The 20,063-nt window shown below is 47.8% G+C and carries 14 protein-coding genes and 1 other annotated feature (1 of these 15 cut by a window edge); of the genes, 5 read left to right on the forward strand and 9 right to left on the reverse strand.

Annotation, left to right across the window (positions count from 1 at the left end; all coding sequences use genetic code 11):
• Window positions 1-19: 19 nt before the first annotated feature.
• The 5 genes from carB to pyrR form a co-directional block, all read right to left on the reverse strand.
• A complete protein-coding gene (gene carB / locus ACKTT9_RS23930; RefSeq protein WP_407867886.1) occupies window positions 20-3,229 on the reverse strand; it encodes a carbamoyl-phosphate synthase large subunit in 3,210 nt (1,069 codons plus the stop codon).
• 14 nt (window positions 3,230-3,243) lie between these two features.
• A complete protein-coding gene (locus ACKTT9_RS23935) occupies window positions 3,244-4,428 on the reverse strand; it encodes a carbamoyl phosphate synthase small subunit (RefSeq protein WP_127452021.1) in 1,185 nt (394 codons plus the stop codon).
• A gap of 158 nt (window positions 4,429-4,586) precedes the next feature.
• Complete coding sequence (locus tag ACKTT9_RS23940; protein WP_407867887.1) at window positions 4,587-5,870, reverse strand: dihydroorotase; 1,284 nt, start codon at window positions 5,868-5,870, stop codon at window positions 4,587-4,589.
• Between the two features lie 19 nt (window positions 5,871-5,889).
• On the reverse strand, window positions 5,890-6,789 hold the full coding sequence (locus ACKTT9_RS23945) for an aspartate carbamoyltransferase catalytic subunit (protein ID WP_157322282.1): 900 nt from the start codon (window positions 6,787-6,789) through the stop codon (window positions 5,890-5,892).
• Window positions 6,790-6,791: 2 nt separating this feature from the next.
• Window positions 6,792-7,346, reverse strand: coding sequence for a bifunctional pyr operon transcriptional regulator/uracil phosphoribosyltransferase PyrR (gene pyrR / locus ACKTT9_RS23950; RefSeq protein ID WP_127452017.1), 555 nt, complete (start codon window positions 7,344-7,346; stop codon window positions 6,792-6,794).
• A gap of 444 nt (window positions 7,347-7,790) precedes the next feature.
• Between pyrR and ACKTT9_RS23955 the strand changes: the two genes are divergently transcribed.
• The 4 genes from ACKTT9_RS23955 (at window position 7,791) to ACKTT9_RS23970 (ending at window position 13,358) form a co-directional block, all read left to right on the forward strand.
• Complete coding sequence (locus tag ACKTT9_RS23955) at window positions 7,791-9,515, forward strand: ABC transporter ATP-binding protein (RefSeq protein ID WP_407867888.1); 1,725 nt, start codon at window positions 7,791-7,793, stop codon at window positions 9,513-9,515.
• Window positions 9,512-11,398, forward strand: a complete 1,887-nt coding sequence (locus tag ACKTT9_RS23960) for an ABC transporter ATP-binding protein (RefSeq protein ID WP_407867889.1) — start codon at window positions 9,512-9,514, stop codon at window positions 11,396-11,398. The genes ACKTT9_RS23955 and ACKTT9_RS23960 overlap by 4 nt, the downstream gene beginning before the upstream one ends.
• A 107-nt stretch (window positions 11,399-11,505) precedes the next feature.
• Complete coding sequence (gene dapD, locus ACKTT9_RS23965; RefSeq protein WP_127452012.1) at window positions 11,506-12,216, forward strand: 2,3,4,5-tetrahydropyridine-2,6-dicarboxylate N-acetyltransferase; 711 nt, start codon at window positions 11,506-11,508, stop codon at window positions 12,214-12,216.
• Window positions 12,217-12,236: 20 nt separating this feature from the next.
• A complete protein-coding gene (locus ACKTT9_RS23970; RefSeq protein ID WP_407867890.1) occupies window positions 12,237-13,358 on the forward strand; it encodes an N-acetyldiaminopimelate deacetylase in 1,122 nt (373 codons plus the stop codon).
• Between the two features lie 51 nt (window positions 13,359-13,409).
• Here ACKTT9_RS23970 and ACKTT9_RS23975 read toward each other — a convergent pair whose 3' ends face one another.
• Genes ACKTT9_RS23975 through lspA form a run of 3 tightly spaced genes read right to left on the reverse strand, consistent with a single transcriptional unit; the run spans window position 13,410 to window position 16,039 of the window.
• Window positions 13,410-14,564: an aminotransferase A gene (locus ACKTT9_RS23975; protein WP_407867891.1), complete on the reverse strand. Its 1,155-nt coding sequence runs from the start codon at window positions 14,562-14,564 to the stop codon at window positions 13,410-13,412.
• A 31-nt stretch (window positions 14,565-14,595) separates the two neighbouring features.
• A complete protein-coding gene (locus ACKTT9_RS23980; protein ID WP_407867892.1) occupies window positions 14,596-15,546 on the reverse strand; it encodes an RluA family pseudouridine synthase in 951 nt (316 codons plus the stop codon).
• Entirely contained in the window at window positions 15,521-16,039 is a 519-nt protein-coding gene (gene lspA / locus ACKTT9_RS23985; RefSeq protein ID WP_127452400.1) for a signal peptidase II, read from the reverse strand. The genes ACKTT9_RS23980 and lspA overlap by 26 nt, the downstream gene beginning before the upstream one ends.
• Window positions 16,040-16,218: 179 nt before the next feature.
• Here lspA and ACKTT9_RS23990 point away from each other — a divergent pair, with 179 nt between their 5' ends.
• Complete coding sequence (locus ACKTT9_RS23990; protein ID WP_127452004.1) at window positions 16,219-16,959, forward strand: TraR/DksA C4-type zinc finger protein; 741 nt, start codon at window positions 16,219-16,221, stop codon at window positions 16,957-16,959.
• 55 nt (window positions 16,960-17,014) lie between these two features.
• Here the strand turns inward: ACKTT9_RS23990 and ileS are convergent, their stop codons facing one another.
• A complete protein-coding gene (gene ileS / locus ACKTT9_RS23995) occupies window positions 17,015-19,783 on the reverse strand; it encodes an isoleucine--tRNA ligase (protein WP_407873103.1) in 2,769 nt (922 codons plus the stop codon).
• Window positions 19,784-19,852: 69 nt separating this feature from the next.
• Window positions 19,853-20,063, reverse strand: a binding site (T-box leader) (it continues 36 nt past the right edge of the window).

A 20,063-nucleotide genomic window follows, 5' to 3' on the forward strand; every position in this document is an offset into this window, starting at 1 on the left:
CAAGTCCGTCACCTCTTTCTTAGACATGCACTGGCATTGCGCGTGAGGAGAAGTTGATGGCTTCAAGCATATTCACGAGTGCTCTTACTGTATCAAGGGATGTCATACAAACCACACCGTTTTCTACAGCTTCACGACGAATTCGGAAACCATCGCGCTCAGGCGTTTTACCTTTTGTCAGCGTGTTGACAACAAACTGCGCGTCTCCGCTGCGAATCAAGTCCAAAATGTTCGGTGAGCCTTCGCTCAATTTATGCACCGTTGTAACTGGAAGACCAGCTTCTTCAATTGCTGTAGCCGTTCCGCCGGTCGCAATAATTTTATAACCAAGACGGTAGAAGCCTTTCAAGATTTCAATCGCTTCTTCCTTGTCTTTGTCAGCAACCGTTACTACGACTGAACCGGCAGCCGGGATTTTCATACCCGCACCGATTAAACCTTTGTAGAGCGCCTTGGCAAAGTTCGTATCGCGACCCATTACCTCACCTGTGGATTTCATCTCAGGTCCAAGCGTTGTATCGACACGGCGAAGTTTCGCGAAGGAGAATACCGGCACTTTTACAGAGACATAGTTATCTTCCGGCCATAGACCGCTTTGGTAACCCATATCCGCCAGCTTTTGTCCCATAATGACGCGTGTTGCCACGTTAGCCATCGGGATATTCGTTACTTTGCTTAAGAACGGTACCGTTCTGGAGGAACGCGGGTTAACCTCGATCACATACACTTGATCGTTGTGAATAACGAACTGGATGTTGACCAAGCCCACTACGTTAAGTTCCAGACCGATTTTTGTCGTAATCTCGATAACTTGCGCCTTAATTTCGTCAGAGAGCGATTGCGGCGGGTACACCGCGATAGAGTCGCCTGAGTGAACCCCTGCGCGTTCAACGTGTTCCATAATCCCAGGGATTAGAACCGTTTCTCTATCACAAATTGCGTCTACTTCTACCTCTTTGCCCAGCATATAACGGTCGATCAGAACCGGATGCTCAGGGTTGATTTTCACCGCATATTCCATGTAGCTCAGCAATTCTTCATCGGAGTAGACAATTTCCATCGCACGTCCGCCCAAGACATAGGAAGGTCGAACGATAACCGGATAACCGAATTTCGCTGCAGTTCCAACCGCTTCATTCACAGAAGTTACTGTTCCGCCTGGTGGTTGAGCAATGGAAAGCTTGCTTAGCAAAGCTTCAAATTTTTTGCGATCTTCCGCTGTATCGATACTTTCCAGATCGGAACCTAGAATGCGAACTCCTGCTTTGTGTAAAGGAGCTGCCAGGTTGATCGCGGTTTGACCGCCGAATTGTACGATAACTCCGATTGGTTTCTCGCGTTCAATGACGTTCATCACATCTTCGAAGAACAATGGCTCGAAGTACAAGCGATCGGATGTGTTGAAGTCCGTGGATACCGTCTCTGGGTTGTTATTGATAATAACAGCTTCGTAGCCAGCAGCTTGAATCGCCCATACAGCGTGTACTGTTGAGTAATCAAACTCAATCCCTTGTCCGATACGGATTGGACCGGAACCAAGTACAACAACTTTCTCTTTTGTTGTTTCCGTTACTTCATCTTCTTGCTCATAAGTTGAATAGTAGTATGGCGTCGAAGCTTCAAACTCCGCTGCGCAAGTATCAACCATTTTGTAAACAGGTTTAATGTTTTGCTTCAAGCGATAAGCTCTTACATCCGCTTCGTTAATGAATGTTGTGCAGCCAGCAAGCGTACGAATTTCAGCAACAGCGCGGTCTGTGAAACCTTTGCGCTTAATTTCAAAAATCAGATCAGCCGTTAATTCGCTTGCGGCGATTTCTTTCTCGTACTTGATCAAACCTTCAAGTTTGTTCAAGAACCACCAATCAATTTTCGTCAAATTTTGCAATTGTTCTACAGAATAACCCCTGCGGTAAGCTTCTGCTAGCAAGAACAAGCGCTCATCATCAGGTTTTTGCAAACGGGATTCCAATGTTTCTTTATCTAAAAGGTCTGTTTCCTTCAGGAACAAACGATGTACGCCAATTTCCAAGGAGCGAACCGCTTTGTGAATGGACTCTTCGAATGTACGTCCGATCGCCATAACCTCGCCGGTTGCTTTCATTTGTGTACCCAATTTGCGGTTAGCGGCTGTGAATTTATCGAAAGGCCAACGCGGGATCTTGGATACGATGTAGTCAAGTGCTGGCTCGAAGCAAGCATACGTTTGACCCGTAACTGGATTCACAAGCTCATCGAGCGTGTAACCAATCGCGATTTTAGCAGCCATTTTGGCAATCGGATAACCTGTTGCTTTGGATGCAAGCGCCGAAGAGCGGCTTACGCGCGGGTTAACTTCGATCACATAGTACTGGAAGCTGTGCGGGTCAAGCGCATATTGAACGTTACAACCGCCTTCGATGTTCAAAGCGCGAATGATTTTCAGGGATGCGGAACGCAGCATTTGGTACTCACGGTCCGACAATGTTTGGCTTGGCGCTACTACGATACTATCTCCTGTATGTACGCCTACTGGATCAAAATTCTCCATGTTACATACAACGATACAGTTGTCGTTCGCGTCACGCATAACTTCATACTCGACTTCTTTCATACCTGCGATGCTGCGCTCAACCAGACATTGGCCAATTGGGCTGTAACGAATTCCGGAAGCTACGATGTCCGTCAGTTCTTCCATTGTGTTACAGATACCACCGCCAGTACCACCAAGTGTGTAGGCTGGGCGAACGATGATCGGGAAGCCGATTTCATTTGCAAATTCTACCGCTTGCGCGACTGTTGTTACGATAACGCTATCTGGTACAGGCTGTTCCAGCTCTCTCATCAAGTCTCTGAAAAGATCGCGGTCTTCCGCTTTCTCAATCGCAGTAAGCTGCGTACCCAGAAGCTTTACGTTCTCGCTCTCAAGAACACCAGCGCGAGCAAGTTCTACCGCCATGTTCAGACCTGTTTGACCGCCTAAAGTCGGAAGCAAACCGTCTGGACGCTCTTGACGAATGATTTGTGTAACAAATTCAAGCGTAATTGGTTCGATATATACTTTGTCAGCCATGTTCGTATCCGTCATGATCGTAGCCGGGTTGGAGTTGATCAAGATAACTTCCATGCCTTCTTCTTTCAATGCTTGGCAAGCTTGCGTTCCCGCATAATCGAATTCCGCTGCCTGACCAATAACGATCGGACCGGAACCGATAACGAGGATCTTTTTGAGTGTATTATTTTTTGGCATATTACAGTTCCTCCCTAGAGTTTTGCTTCAGCAAAACTTGCTTCGTAAGCTTTACTTACAGATGTCGATGCCGCGGACGCTTTCCATTGAGCAAGCATTTGCGCTTGGCGCGGTTGTTCTGGATTATCTAGTTTGTGCTGACGAATCATCGAGATGAAATCATCGAACAGATAGCTGGAGTCAAACGGTCCAGGTGCAGCTTCCGGATGGTATTGAACCGAGAAAGCTGGGAATTTCTTATGTTTCAAACCTTCAATTGTACGGTCATTATTGTTAATGTGCGTCACTTCAAGATCAGTTCCGGCAACGGACTCATCTTTCACTGTGTAGCCATGGTTTTGCGATGTAATGTAGCAGCGGCCAGAAGCCAAATCTTTCACCGGGTGGTTACCGCCGCGATGTCCGAATTTCAGTTTGTCAGTGTCAGCGCCGCAAGCAAGTGCGAACAGTTGGTGACCCAAGCAAATTCCGAAAAGCGGGATGTCGCCAAGCAATCCTTTGATCATTTCAACAGCGTGTGGAACGTCTTTCGGATCCCCAGGGCCGTTAGACAGCAGGACGCCGTCTGGTGCAAGGCGGCGAATTTGTTCCGCTGTTGCATCTTGAGGCACAACAACAACGTCACAGTCGCGTTTGCTCAAATCGCGGATAATTCCGCTTTTTGCCCCAAAGTCAACCAATACGATACGCTCTTTGTGACCTGGTGCTCCGTACACGCTTTTCGTGGAGACGCGAGCTACTTGATCCGTCATGAGGGAAGTCCCTCTCAGGATTTCAGTTAACTCGGCAACGGATTTATTGGAAGTTGTCAGCAAGCTTTTCATAACGCCGTGGTGACGGATCTTACGAGTCAACATGCGCGTATCGATTCCGCTGATGCCTACGATGCCATACTCTTTAAGCAAGCTGCCAAGTGTGTATTGCGCTCTCCAGTTGCTTGGGATTTCTTCGTGCTCACGAACGACAAAACCATGAATGAATGGGCGTACGGATTCAAAATCATCACGAATCACACCGTAGTTCCCCACCAATGGATAAGTCATCGTTACGATTTGACCGCAGTAGGAAGGGTCGGAAAGAACCTCCTGATACCCTGTAATTCCCGTGTTGAATACTACCTCACCGACGGACTCTCCTTCACTACCGAACGATTTTCCTGTAAAAAGCGTGCCGTCTTCCAGCAACAATCTTGCCTGCATGTATGTTCAGCTCCTTCACTATTGTCAGGCGATTCTAACGAACCGCAGATGTCATGCTTATTTGTTATCATCTTTATGCGTAGACTTGCATAAAAAATGATCAGTTTGTATAAATATACACGATTTTATGGTTTCCGTACAGATCGTTCGTGTCGTTTTTATGAATAAACGATTTTCCCGGAAGCGATGGTAACAACCGGCCACCCCTTCAATTTCCATCCGATAAACGGTGTGTTTTTGCTGCGTGAAACAATCTCTTCTTTAAGAACCTCGCGTTCTGTTTCTAAATCCACGATAGTGATATCCGCGATGCTGCCTACATTCAACGTTCCGTATGGAAGTCCGAATACATCAGCTGGTTTCTTAGTCATACGATCTACCAGGAAGCCAAGTGTCCATTTGCCGGTCAGGACAAATTTCGTGTACAGCAGGTTGAAGGCAGTCTCGAAACCAAGGATACCGAATGGCGCCAGCATCATGCCCTTCTCTTTCTCTTCTTCCGAGTGAGGCGCATGATCCGTCACGATAATGTCGATCGTCCCGTCTTCAAGGCCTTCGATGACAGCTTGCACATCGCGCGGTGTACGCAGTGGCGGGTTCATCTTCCAGTTTGCGTCAAGCCCTGGAATATCTTCATCGGATAGCACAAGGTGATGCGGGCAAACCTCTGCAGTTACTTTAATTCCGAACTGTTTCGCATGACGGATCAATCGAACCGATTGCTCGGTAGAAACATGGCACACGTGGTAGTGAACACCTGTTGCTTCAGCCAGTAGCACGTCGCGGCCAACATGAATCGCTTCGGATTCATTCGGGATGCCTTTCAGGCCGTGCTTCTTGGCGAAGGAGCCTTCGCTGACCGGCGCTCCGACAACAAGCGTATCGTCCTCGCAGTGAGCGATGATGGGCATTCCGATGGATGCGGCCAAGGCCATGGCATCCTTCATCATTTGCGCGCTTTGCACGCCTACGCCGTCATCCGTGTAGCCGATGACGCCCGCTTCTTTCAGCGCGGCAAAGTCAGTCAACTCGCGGCCAAGCTCGTTTTTCGTGATCGTGCCGTAAGGAAGGACACGAACTACGCCTTCTGTAGCTGCTTTGTCCAATATGTAGTTCACCGTCTCTACCGTATCGATGACGGGTCTTGTATTCGGCATACAAGCAATCGTTGTGAATCCGCCTCTTGCAGCGGAACGCGTTCCAGTCGCAATGTTTTCTTTATGTTCAAACCCGGGCTCTCTCAAGTGAACATGCATATCGATAAAGCCAGGTGTTACCAGTTTGCCTGCTGCATCGATAACTTCATGCCCTTCCGTTTGTGGCGCTAAACCTTCGACTGCGTCCAGAACCTGAGCAATTTTATCATTTTCGACTAAAATGTGTTTCTTCGCTTGTACATTATTTGCGTCAACTGTCGTTCCGTTTAGAATCCAAATGCCCATTGTGGTAAGTCCCCCTGTTTTATGATAAAGCTCGTTCGATGACGGCCATACGAATCGGCACGCCGTGAGCAATTTGTGTGAAAATTTTTGATTTCTCATGTTCAACCAGTTCATCGTCCAGTTCCACGTTGCGATTAACCGGAGCCGGATGCATGATGATCGCGTGAGGAGCCATGCGGCTTGCGCGCTCTACCGTTAAACCGTATTGCTCGCGGTATTCCTCTGCGGAGCGAAGCAGCCCTGTATCGTGGCGTTCCAGCTGCACGCGCAGCATCATAACAACGTCTGCCTTCAGCGCTTCATCGAAGGACACATAAGGCGCGAACTCTGCGAGTTCCGGAGCCTGCATGCTGGCCGGTGCGCAGAACTGCACTTTCGCCCCCAGTGCGAGCAGTCCCCACAGATTGGAGCGTGCCACGCGGCTGTGCAGAATGTCTCCGACGATGGAGACGGTCAGCCCTTTGATGGCGCCGAACTGCTTGCGCATCGTGTAGAAGTCGAGCAGCGCTTGCGTTGGATGCTCGTTGTTGCCGTCGCCCGCATTAATCAGCGGGATTTTGATTTTCTCCGCCAGCTCCTGGAGCACGCCGTTCGGCTTTAAGCGGATGACGCCTGCGTCGATCCCCATCGACTCCAGCGTACGGACTGTGTCGTAGATGGACTCGCCTTTCTGTACACTGGACTCCGCTGCTGAGAAGTTCAGAACATCTGCGCCTAGACGCTTTTGCGCCAGTTCGAAGGAAAAGCGGGTTCTTGTGCTATTTTCAAAAAACAAGTTGGAAACGAATTTGCCGTTAAATTGATTAGTCACTTTCGCAGGACTCTGCTCCCAATAAGCCGCGCGATCAAGGATGCTTATGATCTCATCTGCGCTAACTCCTTTTAGTCCTAGAAAATGTTTGGTTTGTGTACTCACCATGCTCACTCCTGTTTCCCCCTCTGTTGAAGTATAATGACGCCGTCTTTGTCGTCGATTTCCGTTAGCAGCACTTCAATGCTTTCACTTTTGGAGGTAGGCACGTTCTTTCCTACGTAATCCGGGCGAATCGGCAGTTCGCGATGCCCTCTGTCCACTAGCACGGCCAACTGAATCATTTGCGGCCTGCCTAAATCGATCAAGGCGTCCATCGCTGCCCGCACGGTGCGTCCCGTAAACAGGACATCGTCGAACAGAATGATTTTCCGGTCTTGAATTTGGATGCGGCCGCCTTCTTGGACGTTCAGGGCTGATTTCACTTTGACGCGGTCGTCTCGATACGAAGTGATATCAATCTCACCGACAGGAACCGGCACGCCTTCGATTTCCATGATTCTCTCAGCGACTCGCTTCGCTAAATAAATGCCTCGTGTCCGAATCCCAATTAGGGTACAATTTTCTACCCCTTTATTCTTTTCAAGTATCTCATGTGCAATCCGCGTAAGAGCACGACGAATTCCCATTTCGTCTATAATCGTGTGCTCGGTTGCTTCGTTCATTTGATTCGCCTCCTGAGAGTTTTGCTTTAGCAAAACTGGCATCGTAAGCATTAGCTGTGTTTTCCGTAGGAAAACTGGCATCGTAAGCATTAGCTGAGTTTTGGCCAGGTTAAAACACACCAAAAAACTCCTTGCCCATTCATTGGCAAGGAGTTAGCGTGCATAAAGATACAGAGCGGGGCATAAGGATGCGCACATCCCCAAGCTTGTTCATAAACTGAATTCACGATTCAATTTATCCCGTCTTTTCTTATCGACTACCTTGCCAGCCTCTCTGGACTGTTTTTAAAGGTACATATGTAATTAAAAGCATTATGCCACTTTCGACAAGATAAGTCAATATGAATCGCGTTGAATTTTTGAACAGAATTTTTATCATGTGTTATAATTTACATATCAAAATCCACTATGGCATTACTCACAATTCCCTAAGGAGGAAAACATTTGTTCAAACTGTTTAGACTTTTGAATCCGTACAAAGTTTCAGTTGTTGCCATCATCGCCTTAATGCTTCTTCAGTCATTGTCTCAACTGTATCTCCCCACTTTGCTCTCGGACATCGTCGATGTCGGAGTCTTGCATGGGGATGTTGCCTATATTCTCCGTTATGGGGCCTACATGCTTTTGGTAGCTATGGGCGCGATGGTTTGCGTTATGGTCGCCAGCTATTTGCTGGCACGGACAGCTACTGGATTCGGCAGGGATTTGCGCCGCAAGCTTTTTAGCCATATCGAGAGCTTTTCCTTAAATGAGTTTGACAAGGTCGGCACCTCCTCGCTGATTACACGAACTACCAATGACATCGCACAAGTACAGCAAGTGATCGTTATGATGCGGATGTTCATCGGTGCGCCGACAATGCTGATCGGCGGTGTAATCATGGCAACCTACAAGGATGCCCATCTGGCTATTGTCCTCATAGCCGTCATTCCGATTCTCGCATTAGCCATCATAGGCATCATGTCCAAAGGGCTTCCTCTATTTAAGGTACTGCAAGTCAAAATAGATGCCATCAATCTCGTACTTCGCGAGAATTTGACCGGTATCCGAGTCATTCGCGCTTTTAACCGTTCCGGTCATGAACAGACGAAGTTTGAAAAAGCGAATATGGATTACACCCAAACGGCCATCAAAGTGAACACGATCATGGCGACGATGATGCCAATCATGATGCTGGTTTTTAATTTGGGGATTGTCGTGATCCTTTGGTATGGGGGAATACGCATTGATAGCCAACAGATGCAAATTGGCGATTTGATGGCTTTCATTCAATATGCAATGCAAATTATGTTTTCGATGTTCATGATGACGATGATTTTCATGATGATCCCTAGAGCATCCGCCTCTTCCGGGCGTATTAATGAAGTTCTGGCTTTGACCTCTACGATACAAAATACCAAAGAGGCACAGGCCCTTCCTTCCGATCAGGCAGCGATTGAATTCAAACATGTGACTTTCAGCTACCCGGGTGCCGAGCAGCCTGCCATCCGTGATATTTCATTCCGCGCAGAGCCGGGTGAGATAACAGCCATTATTGGCGGTACGGGTTCCGGCAAAACAACGCTGATCAATTTGCTGCTGCGCTTTTATGATGTTAATGAAGGCAGCATTACGATTGACGGCCATCCCTTACCCACCTTACAAATAGATAGCCTGAGACAACAAATTGGATATGTTCCACAAAAAGCGGCGCTCTTCTCCGGTACGGTTGCCGACAATATCCGGTTCGGACGTGAGTCTGCAACGGAAGACGAGATCCAACAGGCTGCGCAGACGGCGCAGGCCGCAGATTTCATTGCTGAATTGAAAGACGGCTATCAATCCATCCTGGCTCAGGGAGGCACTAATTTATCCGGCGGTCAAAAGCAGCGGTTAGCCATTGCCCGAGCCCTCGCTCGCAAACCGGAAATCTACGTCTTCGATGACAGCTTCTCTGCCCTTGATTTCAAAACGGACGCGAAGCTGCGGGCGGCACTTAAAGCTGAAACCGCGCAAGCGACGAAAATCATCGTAGCTCAGCGAGTCAGCACCATCATGGATGCCAACCGGATTATCGTGCTAGAAGACGGACGTATTGCCGGGATCGGCACACATGCCGAGCTGATGAGCACCTGCAGTGTTTATCAAGAAATCGTGGCTTCCCAGCTGTCAGAGGAGGAAATTGCATGAGTGATCAACCAAGAAACGGGCAGCGTCCTCCCTCCCAAGGTGTGAATCCAGCTCATTTTGGCCGAGGCGGTATGGGTGCGATGGGCATGCCAGTTCAGAAAGCGAAGGATTTCAAGGGTACCTTGCGTCGGCTGTCCGGCTATATGAAGCCTTTCCGGGTATCTATCATTTCTGTTTTTATAGCAGCCGTGCTCAGTACGGTTTTCAGCATTATTAGTCCCAAACTTATGGGGAATGCAACGACAAAGCTGTATGAAGGCTCCATGGCTAAACTCAAAGGTGTGCCTGGTGCGAAAATTGACTTTGATGCGCTGCTGCAAATTGTTTTGATACTAGCTGCACTTTATGTATTCAGCTCTGTTTTAACTTTTATCCAGCAAAGAATCATGGTTGGCGTCACACAGAAAATTGTGTTTAATCTCCGCAAGGATATTAGCGACAAGCTGACTCGGGTTCCACTTTCTTTCTTTGATTCCCGTAGTCATGGAGATACGATGAGTCGCGCAACCAATGATGTCGATACGATCTCTTCCACCATGCAGCAAAGTTTAACTCAGCTCATTACATCCATCGTCACGCTGCTCGGGATTATCATTATGATGCTTACGATTAGTCCCCTATTGACTTTGGTAACCATCATCACGCTGCCTTTAAGCATTTTGGCAACGAAAATGATTGCTTCCCGCTCGCAGAAATATTTCAAAGGCCAGCAAAAAACACTTGGCGAGCTCAATGGCCACGTCGAGGAAATGTATACGGGACATACGATTGTTAAAGCATTCGGGCGTGAACGCCACTCTATCGAGAAATTCAATGAAATCAATGACCGATTGTATCACTCCGGCTGGAAGGCGCAATTTATTTCCGGGATGATCTTTCCCCTCATGTCATTTATCGGAAATATCGGATATGTGCTCGTCAGTGTCATTGGCGGTATCATGGTGACACAAAGCACGATCAAAATTGGTGATATTTTGGCCTTCATCCAGTACTCCGGGCAATTCGGGATGCCTATCACACAGGTAGCTAATATCGCAAACGTTATTCAGTCCACCATCGCAGCCGCGGAACGTATCTTCGAGCTGCTGGATGAGCCTGAAGAGGTGTTGGAGGATACCGCAAACAAGTCCGTTACGCAGGTGCGCGGGCACGTCCAGTTCAACGAGGTCGCTTTCTCCTATAAAACGGATGAGCCGCTTATTGAGCAGATGAACATCGAAGTCGAGCCAGGTCAAACGGTCGCCATCGTCGGCCCGACGGGTGCTGGGAAAACAACTATTGTTAACCTGCTCATGCGCTTCTATGAGTTAAAAGGCGGAACGATCTCCATCGACGGCGTTGATTCCCGTAAAATGACTCGCAGCCACCTTCGCGGACTGTTCGGTATGGTCCTCCAAGACACGTGGCTGTTCAACGGCACGATTCGGGAGAACATTGCTTACGGACGAGACGGCGCATCCGAGGAAGAGATCGTGAATGCGGCTCGCGCGGCGTACGCCGATCATTTCATTCGAACGCTGCCGGATGGATATAACACCATTTTAAATGAAGAAGCTTCCAATCTTTCCCATGGCCAAAAGCAGCTGCTGACCATTGCTAGAGCGATATTAGCGGATCCTGCGATTTTGATTCTGGATGAGGCGACCAGCTCCGTAGATACTCGCACGGAAGTCTCCATTCAGAGGGCGATGAACAATTTGATGGAGAACCGCACGAGCTTTGTTATCGCCCATCGCTTATCTACCATCCGTGACGCCGATCTCATTCTGGTGATGAATCATGGAACGGTTATTGAACAAGGAACACATGAGCAGCTTTTAGCTCAAAATGGCTTCTATGCCGACCTGTATAACAGCCAATTTGCTTCAAAAGCGATCTCATAATCGATGGACTGCGCATTCGAGTTGTTTCGACTCGTTACGCAGTCCTTTTCACGTCGCCCCCTATCTGATAATATAGGAGAGTCAATTTAATTTAAGGAGATGTCACCATGAGCGAAATGAATACGTTAGAAATCATCCAGTTTATTAAAGAAAGCAAGAAAAAAACTCCCGTTAAAGTATATGTAAAAGGAAACCTTGAAGGTATTGAATTCGGAGAAGGCAGCCAATCCTTCATTTCCGGCGGCAGCGGCGTCGTATTTGGCGAGTGGAGCGAAATCTCCCCTGTGCTTGAAGCCAACAAAGAGCAAATCGTTGATTATGTGGTTGAATCAGACCGCCGTAATTCCGCAATTCCTATGCTTGACCTGAAAGGAATCAACGCTCGTATCGAGCCAGGCGCGGTTATTCGCGATAAAGTACATATCGGAGACAACGCGGTTATCATGATGGGCGCTCTTATTAACATCGGTGCGTCCGTAGGCGACGGCACAATGATCGATATGAACGCTGTTCTCGGCGGCAGAGCGCAAATCGGTAAAATGTGTCACATCGGTGCTGGTGCAGTTGTTGCCGGCGTTATTGAGCCTCCTTCTGCACAACCATGCGTTATTGAAGATGACGTACTTGTAGGTGCTAATGCTGTAATCTTGGAAGGCGTTCGCATTGGTAAAGGTTCCGTAGTAGCCGCTGGCGCTATCGTTACACAAGATGTTGAAGAGTACACGGTTGTTGCAGGCGCTCCTGCTCGTGTAATCAAGAAAGTTGACGATAAAACAAAATCCAAAACAGAAATCTTACAAGATCTGCGTACCCTGTAAGATCATCTGGAGGAACACCTATGTCTAGCCCTTTCATCGCATTGCGTCGTCAGCTTCACCAAATTCCGGAGCCGGGCTTTGAAGAGTTCAAGACGCAAAAGCTGCTCTTAGACGAACTTGCTAAGCTGCCTCAGAATCGAATCAGCATCCGGACTTGGCAGACAGGCATTTTGGTTTATATCAAAGGAACAAATCCGACCAAACGTTTTGGCTATCGCGCGGATATGGACGGGCTGCCGATTACGGAAGAAACTACACTTCCGTTTCCATCGCAGCATCCTGGGTATATGCATGCCTGCGGTCATGATTTTCACATGTCAATCGGGATGGGCGTGATCACCCATTTTGTTAACCAGCCTATGAAGGATGATCTTGTTGTCCTGTTCCAGCCGGCCGAAGAAGGACCTGGGGGCGCACTGCCCATGCTTGCATCGGAAGAACTGCAGGACTGGATGCCGGATCAAATGGTTGCCCTCCATATCGCACCTGAGTACCCGGTTGGCACCATTGCCACACGGCCTGAGATCTTGTTCGCCAACACTTCTGAGTTGTTCATCGACCTTCTAGGTAAAGGTGGACACGCCGCTTACCCGCATCAAGCGAATGATATGATTATCGCGGCGACGCAAATGGTTGGCCAACTGCAAACCATCGTTTCCCGTAATGTGAATCCGCTGGATTCGGCTGTCGTGACCATCGGCAAAATGGAGGCTGGCACCAAACAGAACATCATTGCCGAAAAAGGGCGCCTGGAAGGCACGATTCGCACGCTTTCCGCTGGTTCAATGGACAAGATCAAGAAACGGATTGAAGCCATCGCTGCTGGCATCGAAAGCTCTTTTGAATGCAAGGTAACGATCGATTACGGCTCAAACTACCGTCAAGTTTTTAACGATCCTGCATTGACTGCGGAGTTCATGGCGTGGCTGCGAACAACCGATCAAGTTCAGCTTGTAGAATGTACGGAAGCTATGACCGGCGAAGACTTCGGCTACTTTTTGGAGCAAATTCCCGGCTTCATGTTCTGGTTAGGGGTAGACACTCCTCACGGACTGCACAATGCCAAACTTGACCCGGATGAACGGGCAATTGATGTTGCTATTAACACCATTACTGCTTACTTCCATTTTAAATCTCAATAAATGGATGCAAAAAAACCTCCAAGCCCTTCGGCTTTGGAGGTTTTTTGCATCTTACAATTTGCTGATAAAACGTTCCACACGATTCAGCGACTCTTCCAGTACTTCCTGCGAATACGCATAGGAAATACGGATGAAACCTTCGCCGTAGGAGGTAAAAGCATCCCCAGGCACGACCGCGACATGCTCTTCTTGAAGCAGTCTCATCGTGAACTCTTGAGAGGATAATCCGAATTTGGCGATGGACGGGAACAAATAGAACGCCCCGTCCGGCTTCTCCAGTTCAAAGCCCATGGCCAGCAAACGATTAAAGACGTAATCTCGGCGAGCTTCATATTCTTCGCGCATAGGGAGCGCATCGTCGATCCCTGCTGTCAATGCTTCCAAAGCCGCGTACTGGCTTACGGAGCTGGCACAGGTGACATTATATTGGTGTACCTTGACCATATGCTCGGTTATGTTAGCCGGCGCCAAGGTGAAGCCAATCCGCCATCCTGTCATGGCATGAGATTTGGACAATCCATTGATGACGATCGTTTTTTCTCGCAGGCTGCCAATCGTTGCAATGGATTGATGCGTTTCGCCATATACAAGCTCGCTGTATATTTCATCGGATAAAATGAATAATTCACGGTCTTCCAATAGCTGTGCCAGGTCGTTCAATTCTTGCTTTGATAGCACTTGGCCTGTTGGATTGGACGGATAACATAAGATCACGCAGCGCGTTTTGTCAGTTAAGTATGGCGCTAACAGTTCGGCTGTTAATTTCAAGCCGTTTTTTCTGGTGTCTACATAAACTGGAACCCCGCCGGCAAGTCGTATCAAAGGCTCGTACCCCGGATAAATCGGAGCCGGCAAGATGACTTCCGCACCCGGCGTAAGAATGGTACGCAGCGTGATATCTACCGCTTGGCTTGCGCCGGCAGTCACGATGATTTCGTCTGCTGCACGGTAGGTTTGGCCATATTTCACTTTCACAAAGTGAGATACCGCTTGTCTAAGCTCAAGTAAGCCCGGATTTTGCGTATAGACGGTTTTATTTTCGTCCAGCGCCCTCTGTCCCGCTTCAATAATATGCCGCGGCGTAGGGAAATCTGGTTGTCCGATCGTAAGTGTCAGTGCACCCGGAATGGTGCTGACCAGATTGGAGATTTTACGAATACCCGAAATCTGAATGGCTTTTACCTGTGGATTAATTAAATGCTCCATATGATTCGCTCCTCTCCCCATCAGATGAACCCTAGGATGTTCGTATTGTTTGCAGCAGCTGTTCCATGTCCGATGGAATCGGCGCTTCGAACTGCAGCCATTCCCCTGTCCGAGGATGCTCAAACCCTAGCACTGCGGCATGGAGCGCTTGACCATCCATTAACATCCCTTTGCTCTTGCCGTACATCGGATCTCCGACTAAGGGATGTCCAATAAACTTCATGTGCACGCGAATTTGGTGCGTTCGCCCTGTTTCGAGCTTGAGTTCCACTAAAGTGAAATCGCCGAAACGTTCCAGCACGACGAAATGCGTCACCGCATGCTTGCTGTTTTTCTCCGTCACCGTGTACATCTTGCGATCATGGGAATCGCGCCCGATCGGCGCATCAATCGTGCCTTGATCATGCTGAAGATGTCCGTGGACCAACGCGATATATTTGCGATTAACGGTATGTGCCTTCAATTGCTCAGCCAGACTCGCATGCGCCTTGTCATTCTTAGCAGACATAATCAAGCCGGATGTGTCCTTATCGATGCGGTGTACAATGCCGGGACGCAGCTCGCCGTTGATTCCGGAAAGATCCTTGCAATGATGCATCAAGGCATTCACTAACGTGCCTGAATAATGCCCTGGCGCAGGATGTACAACGAGCCCGCGCTGCTTGTTGATGACGATGACATCCGCATCTTCGTAAACCACATGAAGCGGAATGTCTTCAGCCAGCAGCTCGACACCTTGCGGATCAGGGATTTGCAGCGAAATCGCATCCTGTTGCGAGAGCTTATAGTTCGGTTTGATCGTTTTCTCATTTACCTTAACATGCCCGTCTTTGACCCATTGCTGCACCAAGGTTCTGGACACATCTTCTTCCAACGCTTCGGTGATGAATTTATCGATCCGTTCACCCGCATACTCTTTATCAACTGTCCATTCGATAACATCTTGAGATGCCATTTCAGACGAGGTCTGATTTGTGTTCATGAGCCGCTCCTTTTTTCTCTTTTCTCCACGCAAGAATTGAATCTAAGAAAATGAGGATAACCCCGATCACGATGGCGGAATCAGCGATATTGAAAATCGGATAAATGTAATAAATGTCCTTACCGAACAAGCTGAAATCAAAAGTCACCTGCAGGAAATCCACGACTTCTCCAAATAATGCGCGGTCTACAAAGTTTCCGATAGCTCCTCCGAGGAGTAAGCTAAGCGCGCATGTCAACAACGTTTTACCGTCACGAATTGTCCGGCGCATATACCAAATGATACCGATCAACACAAAAGTCGTAATGATAATGAAAAACCATCGTTGGTTTTGTAAAATGCCGAATGCGGCTCCCCGGTTTCTATGGGAAGTGATCATGAAAAACTCACCAATGACAGATCTTTCTTCGCCGAGTGGTATCCTTTTTACGATGAACCATTTGGACACTTGATCCAAAATAAATACGATTAACGCATAGAAATAATACTTCATATATTTCATTTCTTTTCCTCCTAAGAGCTTTGCCTCTGCAAAAACCCACTTCATAAACATTCACATCTATCCGTAAGCAAGAAGGGTACCTTAATTTCAAGGAATTACCTCACTAAAAAACGCGGCTGCTCGGCATTATAACGGTAAGGATCAGCTGTAAGAAGGGAGCTGTACGACCTATGAGCCATCTAACCGAGGAGCAATCAAATCAATTATACCTGCAATTATTGGAGGAAAAGCTGGGTCTTGAAAAACATTTTGCCACGAACGATCATTTTGGCCTGTCAAACTCATTCAAAGACAGCACAGGTGAGCTCTCCATGTACGATAATCATCCTGCTGACGTGGCCTCTGAAATCTTCGAACGTGAAAAAGATATCTCGCTCAATGAGCATGCTGAGTTTCATTTGAGGCAAGTTGATGAAGCTTTAGCACATATGGAAAAAGGCGATTATGGCCAATGTATCTTCTGCCATAGCCCGATTTCTTTTGAACGATTGCAAGCCATTCCAACCACGCTCTACTGCAAAGAACATGTGCCTGATCCTGAACAGTCCATCAGAAGACCAGTTGAAGAGCAAGTGCTTTATCCGCCATTTGGCCGAACAAGCTTTGACGAGCGTAATGACGAAACCGAATTTGATGGTGAGGACGCTTGGCAAATCGTTGAAAGCTGGGGCACATCCAATACACCTGCATTCGCAGAAGACCCAAACGTTGAAAATTACAACGAAATGTACATTGAAGCTGATGAAAATGTCGGCTATGTTGAATCTTTCGAAAGCTTCGTAGCCACAGACTTATATGGTGAGCATGTCACCATAGTCCGCAGCAAAGCTTACCGGGATTATATGCACAGCGAGGAAGGCGACCCTTTTCTTGAGCCGGAGAACCGCTCCCTTGATGACGAGCCGCTCTAACATAAACAGGACAAACGAGCTTCGCTATAATAGCGCAAGCTCGTTTGCTCCTTTCTTACTCGTGGTAATGAGCAGTAACCACGTCATTACATCTGACGCATAGCGTTGGATGTTCTTTACTTTGCCCAACCTCTGGAGTCACTATCCAGCAGCGCTCGCACTTCTCACCGTTCGCTACTTCAATAGCAATAGCCAAATCCTTCGTTTGATGAGCCCCTTCAGGTGCACTTGTACCTGGCTGATGGACAGTTACAGCGGACACGATGAATAATTGATCTAGCTGTTCAAGCTGGCTAAGCAGAGCAAAAGTCGCTTCGTTCGGATACAGGTGCACAGCAGCCCCTAAGGAGTTACCGATGACTTTCTCTTTACGCGCTTCTTCCAACGCTTTCAGCACTTCATCGCGAATGTCGAGGAAGCTGTTCCATTTATTTTCCAATTCCACATTGTACAAGCTCGAATCCACTTCCGGCAGCTCAGCCAACTGAACACTGCTTAATGTTACGCCAGGGATGTACTTCCACACTTCATCAGCTGTATGAGCCAAAATTGGCGAAATTAGCTTAGTCACAGCGACTAATGAATCATATAACACTGTTTGCGAAGCTTTCCGTGCTGGATCTTGCGGTGCGTTGGCATATAAGCGATCCTTGATAATATCCAAGTAGAACGAGCTCATCTCAACCGCACAGAAATGATGAATCGTTTGATACACAATGTTGAATTCATAAGCATCGTAGGCTTTTATAACCTTATCAATCATCCGGTTCAGACGGATCAATGCATAACGGTCAAGCTCTGACAAATTTTCAACAGCTACGCGATCTGTCTCTGGATTGAAGTGACTCAGGTTCCCGAGCAAGAAACGCATCGTGTTACGGATTTTGCGATAAACTTCCGTCGTTTGATTCAAAATATTGTCCGAAATCCGGTGGTCTGATTGGTAATCTACAGAGGATACCCATAGACGCAGAATGTCAGCTCCTAGCTTGCCACAAACCACATTAGGATCAATCGTGTTCCCAATGGACTTGGACATCTTACGCCCTTCTCCGTCCAGTGTGAAACCGTGACTTAGAATGCCTTTGTAAGGAGATTGCTCTTTCGTCGCAACACCTGTAATCAAGGAAGAGTTAAACCAACCACGGTATTGGTCAGAACCTTCCAGGTACAAATCTGCCGGCCACTGAAGCTCAGGACGGGCCTCAAGCACGGCTACATGGCTGGAACCGGAATCAAACCAAACATCCATGATGTCTGTTTCTTTGCGGAATTCGCCATGACCGCATTTCGAGCAACAAGTTCCCGCAGGAAGCAGGTCCTTCTCTTCTTTAATAAACCAAGCGTTCGATCCTTCTTGCTCGAATAGCTGAGCCACGTGTTCAATCGTTTGTTCATTGACGAGCGGTTCATTACAGCTGCGGCAATAGAAGATTGGAATTGGTACGCCCCATGAACGTTGTCTCGAAATACACCAGTCTCCACGATCGGCGATCATGTTGTGCAGGCGCAATTCTCCCCACTCTGGCGTCCATTTCACTTTCTTGATTTCATCCAACATCTCTTGTCTGAATTTATCAATCGAAGCGAACCATTGCTCCGTAGCACGATAAATAACCGGTTTCTTCGTACGCCAGTCATGCGCATATTGATGCTGAATTTCCCCTGCTTTTAACAATAAGCCTGATTCCTGCAGCTTCTCAATGATCAGCTTGCCGCCTTTTTCATAGAACATGCCTTCAAAGCCAGGAGCCTCCGCTGTAAAATGACCCTGGTCGTCCACTGGACAAAGGACCCCAAGGTTATAGCGTTGACCGATTGCAAAGTCATCTTCCCCGTGACCTGGAGCCGTATGTACACAACCTGTACCGGCTTCAAGCGTAACATGCTCGCCAACCATAACAAGCGATTCGCGATCATAGAAAGGATGCTGGCAAGTCACGTACTCCAACTCTTGGCCTTTCACAGTCGACAAGACTTCATAATCGCTCCAACCGATTTCTTTGGCTGCTGCTTCCAGCAAGCCTTTCGCAAGCACATACTTCTTCCCATTCGCTTGCACCACAGCATAATCAAATTCCGGGTGCAGAGAGATTCCCAAGTTGGCCGGCAGCGTCCAAGCTGTAGTCGTCCAAATGACGATTGCTGCGTCTTGAGGAAGCTTACCTTTTCCGTCTTTAACCGGGAATGCCACATAGATGGAGGAGGACGTTTTTTCTTTGTATTCGATTTCCGCTTCAGCTAGCGCGCTTTCAGAAGACGGAGACCAGTAAACAGGCTTCAACCCTTTATAGACGTAACCCTTTTGCACCATTTTGCCGAATACACGGATTTGTCCCGCTTCATATTCCGGCAGTAAAGTGATATATGGATTCTTCCAGTCGCCTCGAATACCTAGACGTTTGAATTGGCTCTTCTGTTTCTCAACGGATTGCAGCGCGTATTCTTTGCAATATTCACGGAATTCAGGGACCGTCATTTTCTTGCGGTCGACTTTCCCGCTGTTCGTAATCACCTGCTCGATCGGCAAGCCATGTGTATCCCAGCCTGGCACGTAAGGAGCGTCATATCCTTGCAGCGTTTTAAAACGAACAATCACATCTTTCAATACTTTGTTAAGGGCATGTCCAATATGAATGTCCCCATTCGCGTATGGAGGTCCATCATGCAAAATAAATTTTTCTCTGCCTTTGCGACTCTCCTGCACTTTGGCATAGATGTCTTCAGCATCCCAATGTTCTTGAATTTTAGGTTCCGCTTGAGGTAAATTCCCTCTCATCGGAAAATCGGTTTGTAATAAGTTTAATGTTTTGCCATAATCCAACTCAACCACTCCATTCTTACCTTCATACATTTTATCATCCAAAAAAACAAAAAAAGCCTCTCATCCCCTAAAAGGGACGAGAAACTCTACTCGCGGTACCACCCTCGTTAATGAGCCACCGAACATACGCGCTAAACGCGTACAATTCCTCACTCATTCACTCGATCATGTATAACGGCATGACCCGGTTCTCTCTACTTGATTCAAGAGACGCTCCTGGGGGATATTCGGTACGCAACAGAGATTAGGCTCACACCAATACCCTAATTCGCTGACACTG

Origin of the sequence: Paenibacillus sp. P36 (assembly GCF_045866505.1) — a bacterium.
GTDB lineage: Bacteria > Bacillota > Bacilli > Paenibacillales > NBRC-103111 > Paenibacillus_E > Paenibacillus_E chondroitinus.

Coding starts and splice junctions, on each gene's coding strand:
- carB (WP_407867886.1), bottom strand. CDS start 3,229: ATGCCAAAAAATAATACACTCAAAAAGATCCTCGTTATCGGTTCCGGT.
- ACKTT9_RS23935 (WP_127452021.1), bottom strand. CDS start 4,428: ATGCAGGCAAGATTGTTGCTGGAAGACGGCACGCTTTTTACAGGAAAA.
- ACKTT9_RS23940 (WP_407867887.1), bottom strand. CDS start 5,870: ATGGGCATTTGGATTCTAAACGGAACGACAGTTGACGCAAATAATGTA.
- ACKTT9_RS23945 (WP_157322282.1), bottom strand. CDS start 6,789: ATGGTGAGTACACAAACCAAACATTTTCTAGGACTAAAAGGAGTTAGC.
- pyrR (WP_127452017.1), bottom strand. CDS start 7,346: ATGAACGAAGCAACCGAGCACACGATTATAGACGAAATGGGAATTCGT.
- ACKTT9_RS23960 (WP_407867889.1), top strand. CDS start 9,512: ATGAGTGATCAACCAAGAAACGGGCAGCGTCCTCCCTCCCAAGGTGTG.
- dapD (WP_127452012.1), top strand. CDS start 11,506: ATGAGCGAAATGAATACGTTAGAAATCATCCAGTTTATTAAAGAAAGC.
- ACKTT9_RS23970 (WP_407867890.1), top strand. CDS start 12,237: ATGTCTAGCCCTTTCATCGCATTGCGTCGTCAGCTTCACCAAATTCCG.
- ACKTT9_RS23975 (WP_407867891.1), bottom strand. CDS start 14,564: ATGGAGCATTTAATTAATCCACAGGTAAAAGCCATTCAGATTTCGGGT.
- ACKTT9_RS23980 (WP_407867892.1), bottom strand. CDS start 15,546: ATGAACACAAATCAGACCTCGTCTGAAATGGCATCTCAAGATGTTATC.
- lspA (WP_127452400.1), bottom strand. CDS start 16,039: ATGAAGTATTATTTCTATGCGTTAATCGTATTTATTTTGGATCAAGTG.
- ACKTT9_RS23990 (WP_127452004.1), top strand. CDS start 16,219: ATGAGCCATCTAACCGAGGAGCAATCAAATCAATTATACCTGCAATTA.